The 22,920-nt window shown below is 60.4% G+C and carries 19 protein-coding genes; 12 read left to right on the forward strand and 7 right to left on the reverse strand.

Features of this window, described 5'->3' with window-relative positions:
* Positions 1 to 1,041: an LLM class flavin-dependent oxidoreductase gene (locus AC13QE_RS04430; RefSeq protein WP_488482740.1), complete on the forward strand. Its 1,041-nt coding sequence runs from the start codon at positions 1 to 3 to the stop codon at positions 1,039 to 1,041.
* Positions 1,042 to 1,130: 89 nt separating this feature from the next.
* Here AC13QE_RS04430 and AC13QE_RS04435 read toward each other — a convergent pair whose 3' ends face one another.
* The 5 genes from AC13QE_RS04435 to AC13QE_RS04455 form a co-directional block, all read right to left on the reverse strand.
* Complete coding sequence (locus tag AC13QE_RS04435; protein WP_488482741.1) at positions 1,131 to 3,488, reverse strand: heavy metal translocating P-type ATPase; 2,358 nt, start codon at positions 3,486 to 3,488, stop codon at positions 1,131 to 1,133.
* Positions 3,489 to 3,665: 177 nt separating this feature from the next.
* Positions 3,666 to 4,646, reverse strand: coding sequence for a zinc-binding dehydrogenase (locus AC13QE_RS04440; RefSeq protein WP_488482742.1), 981 nt, complete (start codon positions 4,644 to 4,646; stop codon positions 3,666 to 3,668).
* A 41-nt stretch (positions 4,647 to 4,687) separates the two neighbouring features.
* The gene (locus tag AC13QE_RS04445) at positions 4,688 to 5,287 is read right to left on the reverse strand and encodes a TetR/AcrR family transcriptional regulator (protein WP_246712164.1); all 600 of its coding nucleotides are present in this window, start codon (positions 5,285 to 5,287) and stop codon (positions 4,688 to 4,690) included.
* 59 nt (positions 5,288 to 5,346) lie between these two features.
* Positions 5,347 to 6,603 carry an arsenic transporter gene (locus AC13QE_RS04450; RefSeq protein WP_488482743.1) on the reverse strand — a complete coding sequence of 419 codons (1,257 nt, stop codon included), beginning with the start codon at positions 6,601 to 6,603 and terminating at the stop codon, positions 5,347 to 5,349.
* 118 nt (positions 6,604 to 6,721) lie between these two features.
* Positions 6,722 to 7,180, reverse strand: coding sequence for a universal stress protein (locus tag AC13QE_RS04455; RefSeq protein ID WP_488482744.1), 459 nt, complete (start codon positions 7,178 to 7,180; stop codon positions 6,722 to 6,724).
* Between the two features lie 332 nt (positions 7,181 to 7,512).
* Between AC13QE_RS04455 and AC13QE_RS04460 the strand changes: the two genes are divergently transcribed.
* The 9 genes from AC13QE_RS04460 (at position 7,513) to AC13QE_RS04500 (ending at position 17,116) form a co-directional block, all read left to right on the forward strand.
* The gene (locus AC13QE_RS04460; protein WP_112337219.1) at positions 7,513 to 7,917 is read left to right on the forward strand and encodes a DUF983 domain-containing protein; all 405 of its coding nucleotides are present in this window, start codon (positions 7,513 to 7,515) and stop codon (positions 7,915 to 7,917) included.
* 597 nt (positions 7,918 to 8,514) lie between these two features.
* Positions 8,515 to 9,399, forward strand: coding sequence for a cupin domain-containing protein (locus AC13QE_RS04465; protein WP_488482745.1), 885 nt, complete (start codon positions 8,515 to 8,517; stop codon positions 9,397 to 9,399).
* A gap of 201 nt (positions 9,400 to 9,600) precedes the next feature.
* Positions 9,601 to 10,686 (forward strand): ABC transporter substrate-binding protein, encoded by a 1,086-nt coding sequence (locus AC13QE_RS04470; protein WP_488482746.1) that lies wholly within the window; start codon positions 9,601 to 9,603, stop codon positions 10,684 to 10,686.
* A gap of 86 nt (positions 10,687 to 10,772) precedes the next feature.
* The gene (locus AC13QE_RS04475) at positions 10,773 to 11,594 is read left to right on the forward strand and encodes an ATP-binding cassette domain-containing protein (RefSeq protein WP_112337216.1); all 822 of its coding nucleotides are present in this window, start codon (positions 10,773 to 10,775) and stop codon (positions 11,592 to 11,594) included.
* Positions 11,591 to 12,841 (forward strand): sugar ABC transporter permease, encoded by a 1,251-nt coding sequence (locus tag AC13QE_RS04480; protein ID WP_488482747.1) that lies wholly within the window; start codon positions 11,591 to 11,593, stop codon positions 12,839 to 12,841. Before AC13QE_RS04475 ends, AC13QE_RS04480 begins: the two co-directional genes overlap by 4 nt.
* Before the next feature lie 25 nt (positions 12,842 to 12,866).
* Positions 12,867 to 13,595: an SDR family oxidoreductase gene (locus AC13QE_RS04485; RefSeq protein WP_488482748.1), complete on the forward strand. Its 729-nt coding sequence runs from the start codon at positions 12,867 to 12,869 to the stop codon at positions 13,593 to 13,595.
* On the forward strand, positions 13,595 to 15,226 hold the full coding sequence (locus AC13QE_RS04490; protein ID WP_488482749.1) for an FGGY-family carbohydrate kinase: 1,632 nt from the start codon (positions 13,595 to 13,597) through the stop codon (positions 15,224 to 15,226). The genes AC13QE_RS04485 and AC13QE_RS04490 overlap by 1 nt, the downstream gene beginning before the upstream one ends.
* Before the next feature lie 138 nt (positions 15,227 to 15,364).
* Positions 15,365 to 15,763, forward strand: coding sequence for a (R)-mandelonitrile lyase (locus AC13QE_RS04495; protein WP_488482750.1), 399 nt, complete (start codon positions 15,365 to 15,367; stop codon positions 15,761 to 15,763).
* A 432-nt stretch (positions 15,764 to 16,195) separates the two neighbouring features.
* Entirely contained in the window at positions 16,196 to 17,116 is a 921-nt protein-coding gene (locus tag AC13QE_RS04500) for an alpha/beta hydrolase (protein ID WP_488482751.1), read from the forward strand.
* Between the two features lies 1 nt (position 17,117).
* Here AC13QE_RS04500 and AC13QE_RS04505 read toward each other — a convergent pair whose 3' ends face one another.
* A complete protein-coding gene (locus tag AC13QE_RS04505) occupies positions 17,118 to 19,121 on the reverse strand; it encodes a CocE/NonD family hydrolase (protein ID WP_488482752.1) in 2,004 nt (667 codons plus the stop codon).
* A 21-nt stretch (positions 19,122 to 19,142) separates the two neighbouring features.
* Positions 19,143 to 20,723 (reverse strand): ABC transporter substrate-binding protein, encoded by a 1,581-nt coding sequence (locus AC13QE_RS04510; RefSeq protein ID WP_488482753.1) that lies wholly within the window; start codon positions 20,721 to 20,723, stop codon positions 19,143 to 19,145.
* Between the two features lie 122 nt (positions 20,724 to 20,845).
* Here AC13QE_RS04510 and AC13QE_RS04515 point away from each other — a divergent pair, with 122 nt between their 5' ends.
* Positions 20,846 to 21,631: a helix-turn-helix domain-containing protein gene (locus tag AC13QE_RS04515; RefSeq protein WP_488482875.1), complete on the forward strand. Its 786-nt coding sequence runs from the start codon at positions 20,846 to 20,848 to the stop codon at positions 21,629 to 21,631.
* 163 nt (positions 21,632 to 21,794) lie between these two features.
* Entirely contained in the window at positions 21,795 to 22,904 is a 1,110-nt protein-coding gene (locus tag AC13QE_RS04520) for a thioesterase domain-containing protein (RefSeq protein ID WP_488482754.1), read from the forward strand.
* The last annotated feature ends 16 nt before the right edge of the window (positions 22,905 to 22,920 follow it).

Below are 22,920 nucleotides of genomic sequence, written 5' to 3' on the forward strand. Positions count from 1 at the left end.
ATGAGCCGCCAAGCCGCATCGATCAGCCATATCGGCTTTCTCACGCCTGGAAACTATCCGGATGAAGATCCGCTAGCCGGTCTGGAACAGACCCTGCAATTGCTCGAATACGGAGAGCAGAGGGGTTTCAACAGCGCCTGGGTTCGTCAGCGGCACTTGGAGCCCGGCATTTCCTCGGCGAGTGCCTTTCTGGCGGCTGCGACGCAGCGCACGCGCCATATCGAGCTCGGCACCGCCGTCATTCCCATCGGCTATGAAAGCCCGTATCGGCTGGCCGAGGATCTGGCGACCGTGGATGTGCTCTCGCGCGGACGGCTGAACATCGGATTGAGCGCTGGTCGGCCGCTGCATGCGGATCTGATCGGGCCGCTTGCTTTCGATGGCGATTGGGAGAACCACGATTTCTCCCATCAGCGGGTGCTGCGCTTTGCCGATAATCTGAGGGGCGCCTATCTCGGCAATCAGGATACGGTCATCAAGACGCCATTCGGCCCGCAGCGTCCGCGGCTTCAGCCCTATGCGAAGGGGCTGATCGATCGCATCTGGTATGGCGGCGGCTCGTTGCGGTCTGCCGAATGGGCCGGACGCAACGGTTTCAATCTGCTGATCGGCAACGTCACCACGGGCGAGCAGACCGACGATTTCTTCGTTGCGCAATCGCGCCAGCTGGAAACCTATCGCGCGTCCGGAGGCGATACGAGGCGGGTGGCGCTCGGACGAGTCATCGTGCCCTTCGACAGCGCGGATGCGATTACCCGCAAACGCTATACGGACTACGCCGCCGGCCGCTATGAGCGCACGCTTTCACCCCAAGGCGAACGCCGCACGCTTTTCGCCCGCGATATCATCGGCTCCTCGGATGAAATTCTTGAGCGCCTGCGCAAAGATCCGATCTTGCCTCATGTCAACGAATTCCGGCTGGAGCTGCCCTATGAGTTCCACGATGAGGAATACCGGCAGATCATCCACGACTTCGTGACATCGATCGCTCCGGAGCTTGGTTGGAAAGAGGCCACGCTCCTGCGACGATCCGCATCCTGAAGGCTGTATAACAGTAGGACCGGGCAGGCGAGATAAGGCCGTCCCGGTCCGTATGGTGCCGACCTGTGGGGGCGCAGCCTTTGCGTGGTTTAAGCGGCTACCGGGCGAGGCCGCAGCGCGAGCAAGCGAAGCGCATTCATGGTCACCAGTACGGTTGCGCCGGTATCGGCGAGGATTGCCGGCCAGAGCCCGGTAATGCCGATAATCGTGGTCACCAGGAACACACCCTTGAGGCCGAGCGCGATGGTGATGTTCTGGCCGATATTGCTCATCGTCCGCTTGGAAAGATCGATCATCTCGATGACATCTCCGACGCGGCCGTGCAGCACGGCGGCATCCGCCGTCTCCAGCGCAACGTCGGTGCCCCCACCCATGGCAATCCCGACATCGGCGGCTGCCAGCGCTGGCGCATCGTTGATGCCGTCGCCGACCTTGGCGACCTGAAAGCCTTGCCGCTTCAGCTCACCGACGATCCGCTGCTTGTCTTCGGGCAGTAGTTGCGCGCGAACCTCTATGCCGAGCGTCTTGCCGATCGCCTCAGCCGTGCGCTGATTGTCGCCCGTCAGCATGATCGTCTTGATGCCCGCGTTGGCCAGCGCCTTGAGCCCCGCGGCCGCATCGCTGCGCGGCTCGTCGCGCATAGCGAGCAGGCCGGCGGCTGCACCTTTGGCAACCACGACGGAAACCGTTTTCCCTTCATCATTGAGTGCGGCGATCCGAGCCGATTGCTCCGAGGTCAATAATAGGCGGTCGGTGGCTGCCTGCGGCGATCCGAGGAAAACGTCTACATCATCGACCGTGCCGCTGACGCCCTTTCCGCCGATCGCTTTGGCATCGATGACCTGAGGGATATCCGTTCCGGCTTCAGCTGCGCGGTCGAGGATGGCACGGGCAAGGGGATGGCCGGAGCCGGTTTCGAGCGCGGCTGCCAGGCGCAACACGTCCGTTTCATTCATGCCGAGACCGACAATATCGGTGACCTTGGGCTTGCCTTCGGTCAAGGTGCCGGTCTTGTCGAAAGCAACGGCGGTGACCTTGCCGATATTTTCCAGCACGGCGCCACCCTTCAGCAACAGGCCGCGGCGGGCGCCTGAAGACAGTGATGCCGCGATTGCCGCCGGCGTCGAGATGACCAAGGCGCATGGGCACCCGATCAGTAGGATAGCCAGACCCTTATAGACCCACTCGCTCCAACTGCCGCCCAGGAATAAAGGCGGGATGACGGCGACGAGTGCACCGACAACGACGACACCTGGCGTGTAATAACGCGAGAAGCGATCGATGAAACGCTCGGTCGGAGCCTTCGATTCCTGCGCCTCCTCGACCAGCTTGACGATGCGGGCGATGGTATTGTCCGATGCTGCCGCCGTTACCCGAACACGCAGCGCGGCGTCACCATTGACCGTGCCGGCAAAGACGCTTGCATCCACGCTCTTGCGCACCGGCGTGCTTTCGCCTGTCACCGGCGCCTCGTCGATTGCGCTTTCGCCGGAGAGAATCACGCCGTCGGCCGGAACGCGGTCGCCGGGGCGCACCAGGATGATGGCGCCGACAGGAAGGCTTTCAGCCTGCATTTCGCGGGTCTTGCCGTTCTCCTCAATGAGCGCGGTCTTGGGTACCAGATCCGTAAGGGACTGGATGCTGGCGCGCGCCTTGCCGGCCGCAACGCCTTCCAGCAACTCGCCGATCAGGAAAAGGAAGACGACGGCAGCAGCTTCTTCGCTGGCACCGATGATAACGGCGCCGATGGCCGCGATCGTCATCAGCATCTCGATCGAGAACGGCGTGCCCATCGTTGCGGCCATGAAGGCGCGTCTGGCGATCGGTAATAGGCCGACCAACATGGCCGCGCTGAAGATCCAGACGTCCAGTGCCGGAACCAGCTTGCCGATACCCCAGGCGGCGGCGAGCGCCACACCGCTTGCGATCGTCAGGCGGCCTTTGGCGGATTTCCACCATGGCCCGCTGGTCGGTCCATGATCGTGACCGTGGAGGCCGGCAACCGAGGCATCGCGCTCATTCGAAGCGTGGTTGTGACCGGAATGACCATGTCGATGCCTGTCGGCGCCATGATCGTGCTTGCCGCCGTGATCATGATCATGCTCGTGATCGTGCCCCGCATGACCATGGTCGCGGCCATCGGACTCGTGCGTGTGATGGTCGTGCCTGCAACCGCAGGCGTGATCGTCATGATTGGCTTTTTCTGTCGGAACGCTGCTTTGCGGCAGTGGAAAAACCTTGTAGCCCAGTCCAGTGACACGCTTTGCGATGCTCGGCAGCAGGTTCGGGTCGCTCTGATGCTTGATCGTCATCGTGCCCGCGGTGACTGAGACGGAAACATCCTCGACACCCTGCAGCCGGCGAACGGCCGTGTCGATTTTCGCGGCGCAGGAGGCGCAATCCATGCCCTCTACGCGATAGCGGCTCTGTTGTGTTGGCGACGTCATGTTTCGGTTCCAGATTTTGTCTTGGAACCATCGCTACATCCTCTAGTAACTAGAGGGACAAGAGCAATTCTGCGAATTTTTGCGTAATCGTTCGCAGGCGCTGCAATCGATCTAGCCGCGTGCCTCGTAGCCGCCCCAGCTCTCTGCTGCAGCGGCTACGCCAAGGCCCAGGAAAACCTATAGAAGTTTCAGCAGAACCTTGCCGGTCTTGCCGGGCGCCAACGAGGATTTCACAGCTTCCGAGATCTCGGTGATGTCGTAGGCTGCCTCCACGGGTAGCTTTACTTCGCCTGAGGCGACGCGTGTGATGAGTTCGCTGATCAGCCGCCGCCGCTCCTCCGCCGGCATGGCGGCGCTGATCTTGATGCCCCAGAAGCCCTTGATCGTGAGTTGCTTGAAGATGACGGCCCTCGAGGCGATCTGCATCGGCTTGCCGGCAGCAGTGCCGAAGGAAACCAGCAGGCCGTTTTCGCCCAGCAGGTCTGCTAGGTCGTTGCTCGCAACACCACCGACGGAATCGACTGCGGCACGGATCGGCGCGTCGCCGATCATGGCGCGCACCTTCGCCTTCCAATCGGGCGCCGCGGTCGAGACGGCGTTGCCGATACCGAATGCGGATAGCTCATCGATGCCGCCGTCTCGCCGAACGAGATTGATCATGTGTATGCCGCGGCTGTGTGCCAGCATGGCCAGGGTCTTGCCGACAGCACCATTTGCTGCGTTCTGGATGATCCAGTCGCCGCGCTCGACATTGAGGAATTCCAAAAGCGAGATAGCGCTGAACGGCATGGCGATCAGCTGCGCTGCGGCTTCGTCGGAGATCACGTCAGGCACCGGAACAAGGCTTGCTGCCGGCGCCGTGAATTGCTCTGCCCAAGTGCCATGGACGCCGGCCGCAACGACACGTTTGCCGATCAGCGTCTTGTCGACGTCAGGTCCGACGGCATCGACAAAGCCGACCGCCTCGCTGCCGCCAATAGCAGGCAAAACCGGCTTGTAGCCATAGGCGCCGCGCACGGTCCAAAGGTCATGATTGTGGATGGGGGAGAGAATGGTGCGAATGCGCACGTCTCCGGCGGCAGGCTCCGGCAGCGGCATGTCGGCCAGATAAAGGACCGAAGCCGGATCGCCAAAGACATCGTGGATGGCACTGCGCATTGTATTTTCCTTGTGTGTTGACATGCTGGTCCTGCTTTGGATCAAAGGCCGCCGGGTGCCAAAAGGGCTTGCTCAGTGGCAAGCATGGCCTGGTCGAGCGGTGTCTTGTCTTTTCCTAGCTTCGCCAGGATTGCCGCCCCGAGCCATAGGCTATAGAGCGAACGAGCCGTCTTTTCCGGGATGCACGATGGCGAAATCGAACCGTCCTCGCGTCCCTCGGTGATTGTGTTGGTGATGCGGCGAATGAGGTCCTCGACACCGCCGAGCAGGATCACGCGCATATTGTCCGAGAGATCGGAGATCTCGGCGGCAAGCTTCACGACCAGGCACCGGTCGGCGAGGCTGGCCGTATTGCCGTCGGAAAGCCAGGCATTCCAATAGAGCATCAACCGCTGGCGGCCATTGCCTTTCCAGCCGAAGAGCGCGTCGAGCCGCTCGGCGTAGTCGGAACAATATTGCTTCAGCAGGGCGCAGCCGAAGGCCTCTTTGGATGCGAAATAGTAATAGAATGAGCCTTTCGGCACGGCGCTCTGCTCGAGCAGCTCCTTCAGGCCCACGCCTCCGAAACCCTTGCGCAGCACCAGTTCCCGCCCGATTGCGAGAATATGGCTGCGAGTCAGCTCCGATTTCTTCTTCGTCATCATGAGCGGTCCGTAACAAATAATCGACCGGTCGTCTATAAACTCGATGTTGTTCGCAGTCAGATCAGTGCTAGGGCAGCAAGCGAGAGGATCAAAGCCGGAAACATCACGAGAGCACCGATCCTCAGAAAGGCCAGCGCTCCCATATGCAGCCCTTCGCGGCGAAGGGCAGCAAGCCAGAGGATCGTGGCAAGCGAGCCGGTGACGGAGAGGTTGGGGCCGAGATCGACGCCGATCAGCACTGCGCCGGCAATGGAATCAGGAACATGGGCTGCCTGTACGGCGCTGCCGGCGAAAAGACCGGCCGGCAAATTGTTGACCAGATTAGAGACGATTGCAACCGAAAGCCCGGCAGCGCCGACGGCCTGTGTCTGCGACTGAGCCGCCAGCAACGCCAGCTTTTCGGACAGGAGGGCGGTGAGCCCGGTGTGGTTGACCGCCTCGACGATCACGAAAAGGCCCGCAACCAGAGGTATTACGCTCCAGCTGATGCCGCGAACCGTCTCCAGCGGATTTTGCCGGGTAAGGGCGAGAACGATGACGGTCGTGAGGAGGCCCGCGACAAATGTCGGGATGCCGAGATCGACATTCATGGCCGACGCCACGATCAGAATGAGGGCGGTGACTATCAGCCCCCATCCTGCCAGTTTGGCGCTATGGGAAAGGGCGGGCTGACCAACCTCGCGGGCGATCGTGTCTTCCGCCAGTGCATGGCGTTGCGTCCAGTAGAGGCAGGCGAAGGTGACGATGATCGACACGACTGATGGCAGCAGAAAGGTCTGCATCCAGCGCGACAGGGATGGCATCTCGCCGCCGGCGAAGATCACCAGATTGGCCGGATTGGAGATCGGCAGCACGAAGCTCGCGGCATTGGCGATGAAGGCGCAGACCAGCAGATATGGCATGGGGTCCTTCACCCGCGCCGCACGGCAGGCTGCGTAGACGGCCGGCGTGAGTACGACGGCGGTTGCGTCGTTCGACAGGAATACCGTCACGACTACGCCGACGACATAGACGAGCACGAACAGCCGGCGAGGAGAGCCCTTGGCATGCGCGGTGGCGATTGCCGCCACCCAGTCGAAGAGCCCTTCGCGCCGTGCTAGCTCCGACAAAAGCATCATGCCGATCAGGAAGAGATAGACATCGAACCCTTTGGATATGCCTGTCCATACCTCGGCTGGACCGATGAGCCGAAGCGCAACGAGCAGCGCTGCGCCGAGAACAGCCCAGATTGCTTCCGGCCATCGGAATGGGCGTGTAACGACACCGAGGGCAGTCAGGCCGGCGATGCTCCAGGTGATGGCGGATTCAGTCATTCATCTCGTCTTGGATTTGAGGTCGGAGCGGCTATGTAGCATCACCACGGGGCAGCGCAAACCGTAACCGCGCTATACTCGCAGAGAACCCGGCATGAAAGGCCACTCCGAGGGAGCGTTATGCCTTCTTCGCCGTATCCGCTTTCCCAGCGATATCGTCATGCGATTTGTCGGCTCGCTCGACAAGGACGGAGCATTCCGCATGGCGGATGACGTATTCGACCGTCGAACCGAATATGCGATCGATGATATCGGACGTATGCGTTGCGAGGATAATCAGATCGGCCTTCCTCTCCTTGGCGATGGTCAGCAGCGTCGTCGATGCCGTGCCCATGCGCACATCGATGGTCGCGGTAATGCCGAGACGCCTGCACAAGGCATTGAGCTTTTCCTCGGCTTCCGTGATCGCTGAGACAGTCCATTCGTCCGGGCTTTCCCGTCCCGAGAGGAAGCGTTCGATAACGTGAGCGACCGTCAATTCGCCGTCTGGAGACAGAAGTGCGTGGGATGTGCGCAACAGGCGCTCGGCGCGTTCGCGTGAGCCAAGCCCAATGGCACAAATGATATTGTCATACATTGCATTCTCCCAAAACGCCCTGGCCGCAGTCGTTCTTAGCGTCACTGGCATCTGTCCGGTTAAACTTGCGACGAGCACGGCGAGCATACGAATATTCAGCACATCGATAATGGCGGGATTCGTCAAGTCTCGCCGCCGCCATGATGCAAACCAAACCATGCATATCTGCTCGCTCCGTCGCCGTGTGGCATCGGTTTATCCCACTTTGCCCGGAAGCAGCTGCGTCATTCTGACAACTGGACTCGATCATTCCATTCATTATACATATATTGCATGCATTCAATTTACTAATTGATTGCATTCGCTTGAGAGATTGAATCAGGAGTAATGTCATGGATATTGACTATCCCCCGCTGAGCCCATTGCAGACTGGTCTCCGGTGCCGCTGCCCGCGCTGTGGTCAGGGGCGCATGTTCGACGGATTTCTGACCCTGCGCAAACGATGCGAGGCGTGTGGGCTTGACTATTCCTTTGCCGATCCGGCCGACGGCCCGGCATTTTTCGTCATCTGTTTCGCCTGTATCCCGAGCGTTCTTCTCGGCGTCTGGCTGGAGGTGGCCTTCTCCGCTCCGGTCTGGGTGCAGTTTCTGTTGACTGGCCCCTTCATGCTGGCGACCTGCATCCCACCTCTACGCCCCCTGAAGGGCTGGCTTGTCGCCAGTCAGTACTTCTACAAGGCCGAGGAAGGTAAGCTCGTCCGCCTGCCGGCAACCGAGACGCCGCATTCGGCGAGCTAAGGTCTGTGGGCCTCATCTCGAATTGATGACCGTCGCGGCGAGATGGATGATGGCGCCACTGTGCCGTGTGGGCGGGAATGTTATGATCGAAGTTGGATTCGACGATGGTTTGAACAAAAAAAGCGGCCAGAGCATCAGTTTCGAGGTGGTGCTCCTCACGATAAATAGTGTCAATTAGCCTGGAAATATCCGAAATGTGGGATTGGTTCCCTTTAGTCTTCATCTTGTTCAAGGTTCTCGTGTTAGGCACGGGCATGTTCTTCGCCATTAAGTGGCATCATGATCAAGGGAAGCAGAAATAACGAAACCAGCGGACCGCAAGCGCCCGCCGAAGGCACCCTTGACGCCTCGGATCAAAGCGAAATTCTCGGCGCTCGATGCCGGATATCGACCCTTCGGCATCGCAGCGCCTATGCCGCACTGCACATTTCGCCAAATAAGTCACCCTTCAAGTCAAAAAAGTATCAGTCGGGCGTACAAGGCGTAGTAGCGGCGGGCGCTTATGAGGGGTAGGTTTACCACATAGAAGACGTGATGGCCTCTGGGAGGAGGCGCCGCAACCGTTGCAACGCGGACGGATGGAAAGGAGGCTTGCCGATGAACCCCGATTTGGAAGTGGTCGCGATCGGCAGTGGAGAATCCTTCAAGGCCTGGGAACACGGCTATCCCTACCGCACCGTTCGCTGGCATTTCCATCCTGAATATGAAATCCACCACGTCGTCGCGACGACGGGCCAATATTTCATCGGCGACTTCATCGGCGAGTTCGAGCCGGGCAATCTGGTGCTGACGGGACCGAACCTGCCGCATAATTGGGTGAGCGATGTGCCCGTCGGCGTTACCTTGCCGCTGCGCTGCCGCGTGCTGCAATTTTCCGAATCCTTCTTTGCCGATGCGAGCAAGGTCTTCCCCGAACTATCGGCCTGCGCAGGTATTCTTGAAACGAGCCGCCGCGGTGCGCTCTTCACGCCTGAGACGGCTGTCATCGTCGGCCCGATCCTCGGCGAACTTGTCGAGGCAACCGGTATCCGGCGTATCGAGCTGTTCATGAACATTCTTGATGCGATGAGCCGGGCTGAAGGCACGCGCACGCTCGCCAGCGCCGGCTATCAGCCGGATCCCTCCGGCTTCATGTCGGCGGGTGTCAACCAGGCGCTGGCTTACATCAATGCGCATCTGACCGAGCCGTTCAGCGAGTGCGATCTGGCCGAATTGACCGGCCAGAGCCCGAGCGCCTTTTCGCGCAGCTTCCGCCGCCATACCGGCATGGCGCTGGTGCAATATGTCAATCGGCTGCGCATCAACTTCGCCTGCCATCTTTTGATGAGCAAGGCTGACATGACGATCACCGACATCTGCTTTGCAGCGGGCTTCAACAATATCTCGAACTTCAATCGGCGTTTTCTGGATCTGAAGGGCATGGCGCCCTCCCGGTTCAGGTCGCTCTTGGCACAGCACGCACGCGCGGTGGAGGCCGCCTAACACAAGGGAGGACAGGGAGGAGAGACAAAATTCAGGGCAAGCGAACGGGCAGGCACCTTTGCCGTCCGAAGGAGAAGGCTTGTCCAAAATTACCGCCGCGTCGGCCGGATGGCCGTTGCCGGACAGCCAAACAAGAGCATCGCGTGCGGACAGCCGTGATGATCGAGGGAAACCATTACCATTTGGAACGGAGAAATTCCAATGAACCATTTCGCACTGAAAATCGCCGGCGCAGCCACGCTCGCGGTTGGTCTTTTGGCCAGTACGTCCGCCTTTGCGCAATCCGCCAAGGTGACGGATACGACCGTCGCTTTCCTGATGCCCGACCAGAGCTCGACGCGCTATGAAGAGCATGATTTCCCTGGCTTCCAGGCGGAAATGAAGAAGCTCTGCGCCGGCTGCAAGGTCATCTATCAAAACGCCAATGGCGATGCTTCGCGTCAGCAGCAGCAGTTCAATTCGGCGATCTCGCAGGGTGCGAAGGCAATCGTGCTCGATCCGGTCGATTCCACTGCCGCCGCTTCGCTGGTGAAGCTCGCACAAAGCCAGGGTGTGAAGGTCATCGCCTACGACCGCCCGATCCCTTCGGCCGCTGCCGACTACTATGTCTCCTTCAACAATGAGGAGATCGGCAAGATGATTGCCAAATCGCTGGTCGATCATCTGAAGGCAAAGGGCGTTAAGGCAGGTGATGGCGGTCTTCTCGAAATCAATGGCTCGCCCACCGATGCTGCCGCCGGCCTGATCAAGAAGGGCATCCATGCCGGTCTCGCCGATGGCGGCTATCCAGTGCTTGCGGAGTTCGACACGCCGGAATGGGCGCCGCCGAAGGCGCAGCAATGGGCAAGCGGCCAGATCACCCGCTTCGGCAAGAAGATCCTCGGCGTTGTTGCTGCCAATGACGGCACCGGTGGTGCCGCTGTCGCCGCCTTCAAGGCCGCGGGCTTCGATCCTGCTCCGCCGGTCACCGGCAACGACGCGACCATCGCCGGCCTGCAGCTCATCATTTCCGGCGATCAGTACAATACCATCTCCAAGCCGAGCGAGATCGTGGCTGCCGCCGCTGCCAATGTCGCGATCGAACTGCTCTCTGGCGGGACGCCGAAGGCCGACACGAAGCTCTTCGACACGCCGACCAAGTTGTTCACACCGGCCCTGGTCACGTCCGAAAACCTGAAGGCCGAGATCATCGACAAGACCGTCAACGGCAAGCCGATCCAGACTCCGGAACAGCTCTGCAACGACCGCTATGCCGATGGCTGCAAGAAGCTCGGTATCGGCAGCTGAGAGCTGCTCCTCCCAGTCTCCGGCCGCTTCGGCGGTCGGAGGCAAAACGCATCCGATAGCATTTCAACCCGAGAAGGTGGCTGGTCATGAGTGACGCTTCCGATCATAGAGCCCCGTCCGGCGAGCTTGTGCTCAGCCTCAAGGGGGTCTCCAAGCACTTCGGCGCCGTCTCGGCACTGACGGATATCAACCTCGATGTGCATGCCGGCGAAGTCGTGGCGCTTGTCGGCGACAATGGCGCGGGCAAATCGACGCTCGTCAAGGTTCTGGCCGGTGTCCATCAACCGAGTGCAGGCACGATCACATTCCGCGGCAAGCAGGTGACCCTCAGCGATCCCGCAACGGCGCTCGATCTCGGTATCGCCACGGTCTTTCAGGACCTGGCGCTTTGCGAGAACCTCGATGTCGTCGCCAACATTTTCCTCGGCCGGGAGCTGAGCCCGCTGAAGCTTGACGAAACCGCCATGGAGGTTCGCGCCTGGACGCTGCTCAATGAGCTCGCGGCGCGCATCCCGAGCGTGCGCATCCCGATCGCATCGCTTTCCGGCGGCCAGCGGCAAACGGTGGCGATCGCGCGTTCGCTGCTGCTTGAGCCGAAACTCATCATGCTCGACGAGCCGACCGCAGCGCTGGGCGTCGCACAAACCGCCGAAGTGCTGAACCTCATCGAACGCGTCCGCGACAAGGGCCTCGGCGTCATCATGATCAGCCACAATATGGAGGATGTGCGCGCCGTCGCCGACCGTATCGTCGTGCTGCGCCTCGGCCGCAATAACGGGATTTTCTATCCCGACACGTCAAATCAGGAACTCGTCAGCGCCATCACCGGAGCCACGGAAAACGCCGTGTCGCGACGGGCAGGGCGACGTCAGGCCCAACAGGAACTCAGAGAAGGGGGCCAGCCATGAGCGAGAATGGCAAGCAATCCACCCTGCTGCTCGACCGCAGCGACGTTCGCGTCAATCATGATACCGGGCTTGCGGCCACGATCCGCTCCTCCATCGACAAGGTGCGCTCCGGCGATCTCGGATCGTTGCCCGTCGTCGTTGGGCTCGTCATCATCTGGACAGTGTTCGGCACACTCAACCCGACCTTCCTTTCGAGCAACAACCTGGCAAACCTGCTGTTCGACGCGTCGACCGTCGGCATCATCTCGCTCGGTATTGTCTGTGTGCTGATGGTCGGCGAGATCGATCTTTCGGTGGGTTCAATCAGCGGCTTCGCCTCGGCCATGGTCGGTATGCTCTGGGTGAATGAGGGCTGGCCGGTGGCCTTGGCGATCCTGGCGGCGCTCGTCGTCGGCGGCGTGATCGGCGCCATCTATGCCGTACTGTTCAACCGGCTGGGCATGCCGAGTTTCGTTGCCACATTGGCAGGCCTTCTCGCTGTACTCGGCATGCAACTCTATCTGCTTGGAGCGACGGGTTCGATTAATCTGCCCTATGGCTCGGCCATCGTGAACTTCGGCCAGCTTCTCGTCATTCCTCGACCGCTTGCGTATGCCTTCGCGCTTATTCCGGGTGCGGTCCTGCTGTTGACCGGCTTGGGCACCGTGCGGCGGCGCAAGCAGGCGAACCTCTCCGCGCCCTCCGTCGGTGGCCTGCTGGCGAAGGCGGCCGTCATTACCGTGGCCTTGGAATTCGTCGCCTTCTATCTCAATCAGGATCGTGGCATTCCCTGGATGTTCGCCCTGTTCGTGGTGCTCGCCATCGTCATGAATTATGCGCTGACGCGCACGCAATGGGGCCGATCGATGTCCGCCGTCGGCGGCAATCGCGAAGCGGCGCGGCGCGCAGGCATCAATGTACGCAGGATCTATACCAGCGCCTTCGTGCTTTGCGCGATGTTCGCAGCCCTTGGCGGTGTGCTCGCAGCAGCACGCCTGGCCTCGGCCAGCCAGCAGGCGGGCAGCGGCGACGTCAATCTGAATGCGATCGCGGCGGCTGTCATCGGCGGCACCAGCCTCTTCGGCGGCCGCGGCAGCGCCTATTCGGCACTGCTCGGCATTATCGTCATCCAGTCGATCGCCAGCGGCCTCACCATGCTCGATCTGTCGTCGGCGCTTCGCTACATGATTACAGGCGCAGTTCTTGCCATTGCCGTCATCGTCGACTCGCTCGCCCGTCGTTCCCGCGCCTCGCATGGGCGCGGCTGATTTCTTCAAGAAGGTAAGGATTGTCATGAGACAGGATTTCGCCGGCAAGGTTGCCGCCATCACCGGGGCTGCGTCCGGAATTGGCCTGGAATGCGCCAAATCGCTATTGAACGAGGGCGCCAGCGTCGCCCTCGTCGACCGGGCCGAAGATAGCCTGAAAAGCCTTTGCTCCGAACTGGGGCCGAACGCCTTTCCCGTCGTCGTCGATCTCTTGAATCCCGAGAGTGTGGCAACGATGATGCCGCAGATTCTCGGCAAATTTGGCAAGCTCGATATCTTCCATGCCAATGCCGGCGCCTATATCGGCGGCGAGGTTGCAGAAGGCGATCCCGATGCCTGGGACCGGATGCTGGATCTGAATATCAATGCAGCCTTCCGTTCGGTCCGCATGGTGTTACCGCACATGATCGAGCGCAAAACGGGCGATATCATCATGACGAGTTCGATCGCCGGCCTGGTGCCGGTGGTCTGGGAGCCGATCTACACGGCGTCCAAACATGCCGTGCAGGCCTTTACGCACACGGTGCGGCGCCAGGTCGCCAAGCATGGCATCCGCGTCGGCGCCGTGGCGCCGGGGCCGGTGGTGACGGCGCTGATCAGCGATTGGCCGCAGGCAAAGCTTGACGAGGCGATCGCCGCAGGCGGCCTGATGGAGGCGACCGAAGTGGCGGAGGCGGTGGTCTTCATGCTATCGAGACCGCGTAACATCGTAATCCGGGATCTGGTGATCCTGCCCTTGAGTACGGATCTCTGATGACGGCACCTTATTTCATCGGCATCGATGTCGGCACGGGCAGCGCCCGGGCTGGAGTGTTCGATGCGCGTGGCCATCTGCTCGCCGCGGCGAAGCGGCCGATCACCATCTGGCACGAGGCCGGCAGCATCGTCGAACAATCGAGCGAGCAGATATGGCAGGCTGTTCGCGACAGCGTCAAAGAGGCTGTCGCAGCCGCGAAGATCGCAGCCGCTGATGTCTCCGGCATCGGCTTCGATGCAACCTGCTCGCTGGTCGCCGTCAAGGCGGATGGTCAGCCCGTGCCAGTCGGCCCCTCGGGCGACGCCGATCGCAACATCATCGTCTGGATGGATCATCGCGCGGCCGGCGAGGCGGCGGAGATCAATGCCCGAAACTATCCCGTGCTGCGCTATGTCGGCGGCCGCATCTCACCCGAGATGGAGACGCCGAAGCTTTTGTGGCTGAAGCGAAATCTGCCGCGCTCCTTTGCGGCAACTGATCATTTCTTCGATCTTGCCGATTATCTGACCTGGCGCGCGACGGGTTCGCTGCAGAGATCGGTCTGCACGGTGACGTGCAAGTGGACCTATCTGGCCCACGAAAAGCGCTGGGACGCGCAATATTTCAAGGATATCGGCCTTGGTGAGCTGGCGGACGAAGGTTTTGTGCGGATCGGCACCGAGATCGTCGAGCCGGGTACGGCGCTTGGCGAGGGCTTGAACGAAAGCGCCGCCCGCGATCTTGGCCTTGCCGTTGGTACGCCCGTCGGCGCCTCGCTCATCGACGCGCATGCCGGCGGTGTCGGCACGCTGGGCGGGCAGGGACCGGATGGTAAAGCCGATGTCAGGAGCAGGCTCGCCTATATCTTCGGCACATCCGCCTGCTCGATGGCATCGAGCGAAGCGGCCATCTTCGTCGATGGCGTTTGGGGACCCTATTATTCGGCCATGGTGCCCGGCCTCTGGCTGACCGAAGGCGGTCAATCCGCTGCCGGTGCCGCGATCGATCATCTCGTTACCATGCATCCGGCCGCCGGTGAGGCGCGTCAGAAGGCCGAGGCGGAGGGCTTGTCGCTGGTCGCCTGGCTTGATCGGCAGGCTATGCAGACGAGCGGCAACGCGTCCAACGCCGTGAAGCTCGCGCAATCCATCCAAGTGGTTCCCGAATTTCTCGGCAACCGCTCACCCTATGCTGATCCCGATGCACGCGCCGTCATCTCCGGCCTCGGGCTGGAGACTGGCATCGACGATCTCATCGCTCTGTACATCGCCGGCCTCTGCGGTATCGGCTATGGCCTCAAGCAGTTGCTCGAAAAGCTGGCGAAGGACGGCGTCGCCTGCGATCTGATTATCGCCAGCGGTGGTGCTGCCCAGAGCGGATTGGTGCGTCAGCTTCTCGCGGATACGACCGGCAGACTTGTCGCCGTCGCCGATACGGAGGAGCCGGTTCTTCTCGGTGCGGCCATGCTCGGCGCGACGGCGGGCGGACATTGCGGTTCGCTCTTGGAAGCCATGACAACCATGTCGCGACTGGCGAAGAAGTTCGAGCCGGCGGACGGTGCCGTCAAGGCGTTGCATGCACGGCGTTACGAAGCTTTCGAGCTGCTACAATCGGCAGATCGCAGCATCCGGGCCTTGATGGCGTCGTAAGTCCGGCGAGAAACGACATTTATTGCTCCAATTCATAAGTCTATACGCAGATGGCCCCCTACCGCTTTGTCAATTGCGGGCTAAATTGCCCTCATGCAGCCGAGCCGTCATGGCTCATTGCAGGAAAGGATGGTCATCATGGATATCACGAGGAACGGCGCGCAGCCCTCCGGCAAAGGCCCTTCGGACTGGTTCACCGGTACAGTCCGCATCGACCCGGTCTTTGCGGCTAATGATGCGCGGCGAGCCGCGGCCAGCAGCGTCACGTTTGAACCCGGCGCAAGAACTGCGTGGCATACCCACCCGCGCGGTCAGACTTTGATCGTCACCGCGGGCCTGGGTCTCGTTCAGCGCGAAGGCGGCCCGGTTGAGGAGATCCGCCCCGGGGATATCGTCTGGTTCGAGCCGGGCGAGAAGCATTGGCACGGCGCTTCGCCGACGACAGCCATGACCCATATCGCCATCCACGAACACCTTGACGGCAAGGTGGTGGATTGGCTGGAGCAGGTGACGGACGAGCAATATTACGCCAGGTGAAGGTCCAGCCCCGCGGTCGGGCCAGCCCGAGCGGATCGCTCGCGAGCACCTAGCACTTGCCATGGCTTGGCCATAAGTCAGCCGCACGAGGTCAGTATAGACGGAACCCTGCCGTTTCCACGGCACCGGCCTAACGATCGAATGCCCCGCGACGGAACTGACCTCGCGACGGCAGCAACACGGATGGGGAAATATCATGCTTCGGCTTGTGATTGGCGCGGCTCTCGCGCTTGCAATGCTCACATGGTCCAATGCGCAATGCATGCAGATGCCGACGGGTTTTTCTCTGATGTCGAGCAGCGTATTTGCGGCCGATTGAACTCGGCACAGTCGGTAGATGTCGCCATCGCGGCGGTGCTGGCCGTCGGCAGATAAGCGTTCGGTTGCATCGCCGCGTAGTGTCGATCTATTGGCACGAATCGAGGATATCCGATGACCTCTGCTGAACGTCCTATGCCGAGCGAAGCCGGCATCTTGCAGTTCATGGAGATCTGCGATTCCTTCTATCCGCCGGATGCGGTAACGGCCTCCATCGTCCAGCAGCGTCAATGGTATGACGCACTCTGTGCTCGTTTCGATCACCCTTTACCGGAGGGCATGCAGACCGCGGATGATCTTGTATCCGGAACGGTTCCCGTCAGGCATTACAAGCCCGCCAATATCCGTACGACAACGAAGCTCCTCTATCTCCATGGCGGCGGCTTCGTCGTCGGTTCGCTCGAGAGCCATCATGCGATCTGCGCGGAGATCGCCGATCATGCCGGCGCCGAGCTGATCTCGGTCGATTATCGGCTGGCACCGGAATATCGCTGGCCGGCACAGACGGATGATTGTTTCAGTGTCCTCAAACAGCTGCTCGCCGAGAAGAAGTCGGTCGTGCTGATCGGCGACAGTGCCGGCGGTAATCTGGCGGCCGGATTGGCGGTGCGGGCGCAAGCCGAGAGGCTTTCGGGCATTGTCGGCCAGATCCTGATCTATCCCGCACTCGGCGGCGATCTCGTCTCCGGCTCCTATGAGGAGATGGCCGAGGCGCCGGGCCTGACGACGGCCGATGTCGCCTATTACCGCACTATTCTGCAGGCGCCGGAAGGCGATCCGGTCTCGGGGCCGCTTGCCTTGTCATCCGCGGCTGGTCTTCCGCCCGCCTTCATTACAGTGGCCCATTACGATCCTCTGCGCGACGACGGCCGCAACTATGCGGCCCGTCTGGCGCAGGCGGGTGTGGAGGTTTGGTTTCGTGAGGAGCCGCAGATGGTGCATGCCTGGCTGAGGGCACGGCATATGAGTGAAGGCGCGCAGGCCGGCTTTGCCGCCATCTGCGCAGCGGCAAGCCGGTTTGCGGGGTCGAGCTGACCTACATCAGGTCGCGCGCGATGCGCTTCTCCTCGAATGTCTTCCTGAAAATCTCGGTCTCGCCCTCACAAGCAACGACCGAGGCGCTGATGACCCAGTCCTTTGCCGTGCAGGATATGGACGATGTCGCTACCGTGCGAACGAACCAGCCGGGGCGTCGCATGTCGCAAGTCCAAGTCGAGACGCCGGACATCGACAATGGATCGTTCGGCGTGATCGACCAGGTTTCCTCGCGCAGCTGCCGGGTGGAAAGCCCTGTGCCGGGATGTTCGGAAAGGCCGGTATCCTCATGGATTTCATAGCGGGTGATGCCGGCCGAAAGATCACGCACCACCTGCCGCTTCGTCGAACCAGGTGCATGTTCGATATACTTCGGCAGCGGATCGGGATTGTCGGGCTGCTTGATGTCGATGATCTCATGCGCGCCGAGCTTAGGCAACGCAAGGCCGATGGAGGCGATATCGATCGTCAGGCCAGGATCTTCCGGCGGCGGCAGCACCATTGGCCAATAGGCTGTTGATAGCGACAGGCGGATCCGGTGCCCCTTGCGGAAACGATAGCCGCAGGCATCGAGCATTAACGTCACTCTGACCTGCTGTCCCTTGCTCAGCGGCTCCGGCGCGGCATTGCCGTTGCGATGAGCGAGATTGAGTACGCCGAAGGAAACGCGCGTCGCGGTACCGTCCGGATGGATATCGACGAGCCTTGCACAGAGATTGGCGGTTTCGGCGTCGCACCGCAGCGTCAAGGTGACGACGGGGCGGCCGAGATAGTCGTGGTCCTCGACCAGCGGCGCGGTCTGGAAGGTCAGCGACCCGGCGTCGTCGATACGCTGATCGATCGCCATCTCCACGTCCGGCTTCAGAGTGAACCATTCGCCGGAGGCCGTGCCCGTATCGAGCGGTGACCGCAGATAGACGGGATGTTCCGGCGCATGCGGGATCGGCATGCCTTCCATCAGCGTACCGAACTGCTCGACATAGAAGCACTGCATCTCCGGCTGCTGCCATTCTTGCTTGGCGATCCAAAAGCCGGGATCGAAATCACGCCGCATGGCGGGTTTGGCGGCGTCAAGAATATAGGCACGCACCGATGGCATGGTCTCGGCGCCGTTGCGCTCGCCGCGCAGCCAGCGGTTCCACCAGGCAATCGCTTCTCCATGGAAATCGACTCGCGGCTTCGGCCAGGCGAAATGCGGATATTTGTGAACCCATGGGCCAATCAGCGCCTTCGCCTTATCGCCCAGCCCTTCGATGGCCAGCAGAGGCGTGTTGCGATAACCGTCAGCCCAGCCGGCAATGACGATGGCGGGAATATCGAAGCTCGCGAAGTCTTCGCAGATCGACCCATGCCGCCAGAAGTCATCGCGGCGCTGATGCTGGAGCCATTCCTCCATGAAGAAAGGTTCTTGCTCCAGGCGCTCCAGCCACATATCCCGCCAATCATCACCAACGATGGCCGGATCGGGTGAGCGAGACTGATAGCCGAGCATGGTCGCCGCCCAGGAAAGCTGGGCGGAGAGATGGCAACCGTTCTTGTAGTGGATGTCGTCATTATAACGATCGACCGTAGAGGCGATCGAAATCACCGCCTTCAGTGCCGGGGGCTTCAGGGCTGCGACCTGCAGGCAGTTGAAGCCGCCCCAGGAAATGCCCATCATGCCGACAGAACCGTTCGACCAAGGTTGTGCTGCGATCCAGGCAATCAGCTCGCAGGCATTGGCAAGCTCCAGTTCGGTATATTCGCCATCGATGATGCCGCTGGATTCGCCGGAGCCACGGATGTCGACACGCACGCCGGCAATCCCGGCTGCGGCAAAGACCGGGTAGGTGGACTCATCACGCGGGCTTGTCCCGTCACGCTTGCGGTAGGGCAGGAACTCGAAAACGGCAGGCACGGGATCGCTCTCCGCGCCATCCGGCATCCAAATGCGCGCGGCAAGCCGCGTTCCGTCCTTCAGGGTGATCCACTGATTTTCGATGGTAGTGAAGCTGCGCTCAGCCATGATCATATATCCAGAAGAGAATTAGGCATTAAACCATACACGGCTGCCGATGTAGCCGTTGGACATATCGTTGCCGATGTCGTCGACATATCCCTTCAGCGTTTTCGCAGAGGCCATGATGTAGTCGTTGAAGACGGGCAGGATCAGGCCACCATCTTCTCGCACCATCAGTGCCAGATGTCGATAAAGCACCTTGCGCTTGGCTTCATCGAGCTCGGACCGAGCCTGCAGGACCAACTTGTCGAAGTCAGGACGCTTGAAGTGCGTGTCGTTCCATTCCGCGGTCGAGAGATAGGAGGTTGAGTAGCGCGAATCCTGCGTCGGACGACCGCCCCAGAAGGAGGCGCAGAAGGGCTGCTTGTTCCAGACATTGGTCCAGTAGCCGTCTTCCGGTTCGCGCTTGACGTCGATCGTGATGCCGGCCTTGCGCGCGCTCTGCTGGAACAGGATCGCCGCATCCACGGCGCCCGGAAAGGCTGCATCTGAGGTGAGCAGCTGAACGGGGCGATCGAGGCCCGATTTCTTGAAGTGGAAGGCGGCCTTGTCCGGATCATATGGCCGCTGCTCGATATCGGTCGGCGCAAGCGCGTAGTTGGAGTTGACTGGATAGTCGTTGCCGATCGTTCCATAGCCGCCCAGAACCTTGTCGAGGATAGACTGGCGGTCGATGGCATATTTCAGCGCAAGCCGCAGATCGGCATTGTCGAAGGGCGCCGTGTCGCAATGCATCAGAAAGCAGTAGAAGCCCTTGCCTGCATTGCGGACGATCTCGACGGTCGGTGCCCGCTGCAGCATCGGGACGGTCTTCGGATCGACATTGTTGACGAAATGCACCTGGCCGGAGGCAAGCGCTGCAATGCGGGCGGTGTTGTCGTTGATGACGAGGATCTCGACACTGTCGACAAAGCCACGGTCGGAGCGCCAATCCCTAGCGTTCTTCTCGAAGGTTGCGCGAACGCCCGGTTCGAAGCTTTTCAGAATGTAAGGGCCGGTGCCGATGGCCGCCGCTGGCTTGTCGACGCCACCCTTCGGCTGGATGATCAGGTGATAGTCGGTGAGAAGGAGCGGCAGGTCCGCATTGCCTTCGGAAAGCGTCAGAACAAGATCGCCCGCTTTTTCTTCGATACCGGTGATCGAGGCCATGAGCCCAAGAGCGCCCGACTGCGAGTTCTTGTCCGCGTGCCGCTTCAGTGTCGCGACGATATCGGCGACCGTCATCTTGCTGCCGTCGTGAAACTGCACATCGTTCCTGATCTTGAAGGTCCAGACGGATGCATCCGCTGACGGCGTCCAGGAGGTTGCCAGCGACGGCAGCGGAGCGCCGGTTTTGGGATCGGATTCGACAAGTGTGTCGCCCCAGAGGCGGCCAATGACGAACAAGACGGAGGCGCTATAGGTCGCCGGATCGAGCGCATCGCCGGTGGCGCCGCCCTTGAGGCCAAGCTTCAGATGGCCGCCACGTTTTGCTTCCTGCGCGCGGGCATCGCGCGGCATCAGGAGGCCGGAGGCGAGGGCAGGCAAAGCGCCCAGTGCGACGGCACCGCCCAGGAAGTGGCGGCGGCCGATGCTCAGAGGCGAAGATTGATCCTTTTCACGCGTCATTGCAGTTCCCTTTTTCAACGTTGTTGGGAGGAAACGTAGAGGTCAGGCTGCTTCACGCAATTTCGCGACTTGACGCATCTTTAAGCGAGTTTACGCTAGTTCATTCCAAGACGGAGTTACGGATGCCTCACCTGGTTGAGAACCTTAAAATTGCCTGCGCAACGCAGCGCTCCATTTCGCATCTGTGCCGTGCAATCGATATCAACCGGCAACAATTCAACCGATATATCAATGGTCAGACGCGGCCGTCTGCCCATAATCTCGCGCGTATCGCCAAGTACTTCGATCTCGACGCAGCCGACTTTGGTCTCGCTCCCAGGCTCTTTCGCGAGCGGCTTCGCAAACCAGCCCTGGACCTCAATCAAAGTTCCGAATTGTTAAAGGCGTTCCCCGGCGATCTAACCGCGCTCCGGCGCCATATCGGCTATTTCCAGACCTATCATCGCTCGCCGTCCTGGCCCGGAATGGTTGTCTGTTCGTGCAGCCGCCTTATCGAGCAGGGCGGGCTGGTGCATGTCAAATCGATGGAGCGCCTGCGTGACCCCGGAAACGGCATCCAGCAGTTTTCCAAATATGTGGGTTTGGCAGCTTTCTATCGAAACCGGATCTTCATTACCGAGCGTGTGGTCGGCCCGAATCCCATATTGTCACAGACGATTCTCCTGCCATTCGACGAGTACCAGCGCGTCTATCTGCGCGGGACGACAATGGGAGTTTCCTGGCGAAAGGAAAACCTCCCCTATGCGTCGCGGATGATCTGGCGCCATGTCGGCACCGAGCCGGACCTTCGTGAACTTCTGTCGCGCTGCGGACCCCTGCCATTATCGTCACGCCGGCTGCCGCCGACGGTCCGCTCATTCCTCGCCGATCCATCCGCAGAGGTATATGCGGTGCCGGCAGAATATTGAGGAGCCGATTGCCCGGTTTGGTTAGTCTTCGGCCGTTCAAGGGCGAAAACTCTCGAATACAATAGAAAGTTGTGCTTTTACAGAATATATTAAGAGTCGATTTATAAGATTGTAGTCAATCTTGAGGTTGGCGGCACATGCTTTGATATTCAGGGGCGGTTAGATGCTTTTCTCTGCGAGAACGGATGCAGATCCCAGCCCTCATAGCTATGTCGGCGATCTATTTCGCCAAGAAGCAAAGGTTGATTTGCGCCATGACGCAGACATTCCCGAAGCTATCTCAGTCAACCGTGTCTTGAATTTCATCAAGCATTTGTGGAGCGAAACCGGCGAGGAGCTTGATGTCAATGTCTTCTATCGTCATCGCACCCTTGATGCCCTCAGCCTTGCAATTTCCAATCACGAAGACCTCTCAGTCTCGCCGAAAATCATAGAGCTCCGACGCGGCGAAGGTAGTGCACCCCTACTGCTATTTGCTGGCGGAGCAAGCTGCTTCCTGGAAATGCAGCAGCTCATCAGGGAAATCCGCTTTTCGGGGCCAATTCTCGGCGTGGCATTGACGGCCTTCAACCGCGATCGTCACCATTCGGCAAGAGTGGAAGACGAGGTTCAAAGCACGCTGAAAGCGTTGCGGGCAGCGGGAATTGAAGGACCCTATCGATTGCTCGGCTATTCTTTCGGCGGTGTTTTTGCCTTGGAACTTGCGCGTGCGTTGAGGGCACAAGGGCAAAAGATCGCGTTCCTCGGCATGCTCGATACCCCCTTGGGCGAGCAAGAATGGCCGCTGCTGACCTGGGGCAGCTTCATGTGGCAACGCTGGAGACGAGCTCGTACCCGAAAGAAGAATCTGAAGAAGACCGATCCTCAACCACGCCATCGAACATCAACTCAGGCCCATAGGCCGATGATCGAGCGGCGGGAATTCCTCGCGAAGAAATTGAAACCACTTTCTTTTCGCTACGCCGACCCCCGCACGGCCTATTATCCGGAACTGGCGCCGCAATGGATGGGCGATTATCCGCCACTTTATGATGCGGCTGCCAGACAACTTCTGCGCATGAAAGGTCTTTATAAACCAAACCGTTATGACGGCGATTTGACCTTCTACCGCAGCCTGCAAGGCTCACCGGTCGATTGCGATCCCAAGACCATATGGGGGCGCTTTCTCGCGCATGCCGACTGGGTCGATGTTGCCGGCAACCACCAGAGCATGATTATCGGCCGCAACGCCGGTACGCTTGCCCGCGAAATCAGCGCGCGCCTTACGCGCTGACGTCACGGGATTGAAA

Source organism: Martinezella sp. CNPSo 3957 (assembly GCF_057784395.1).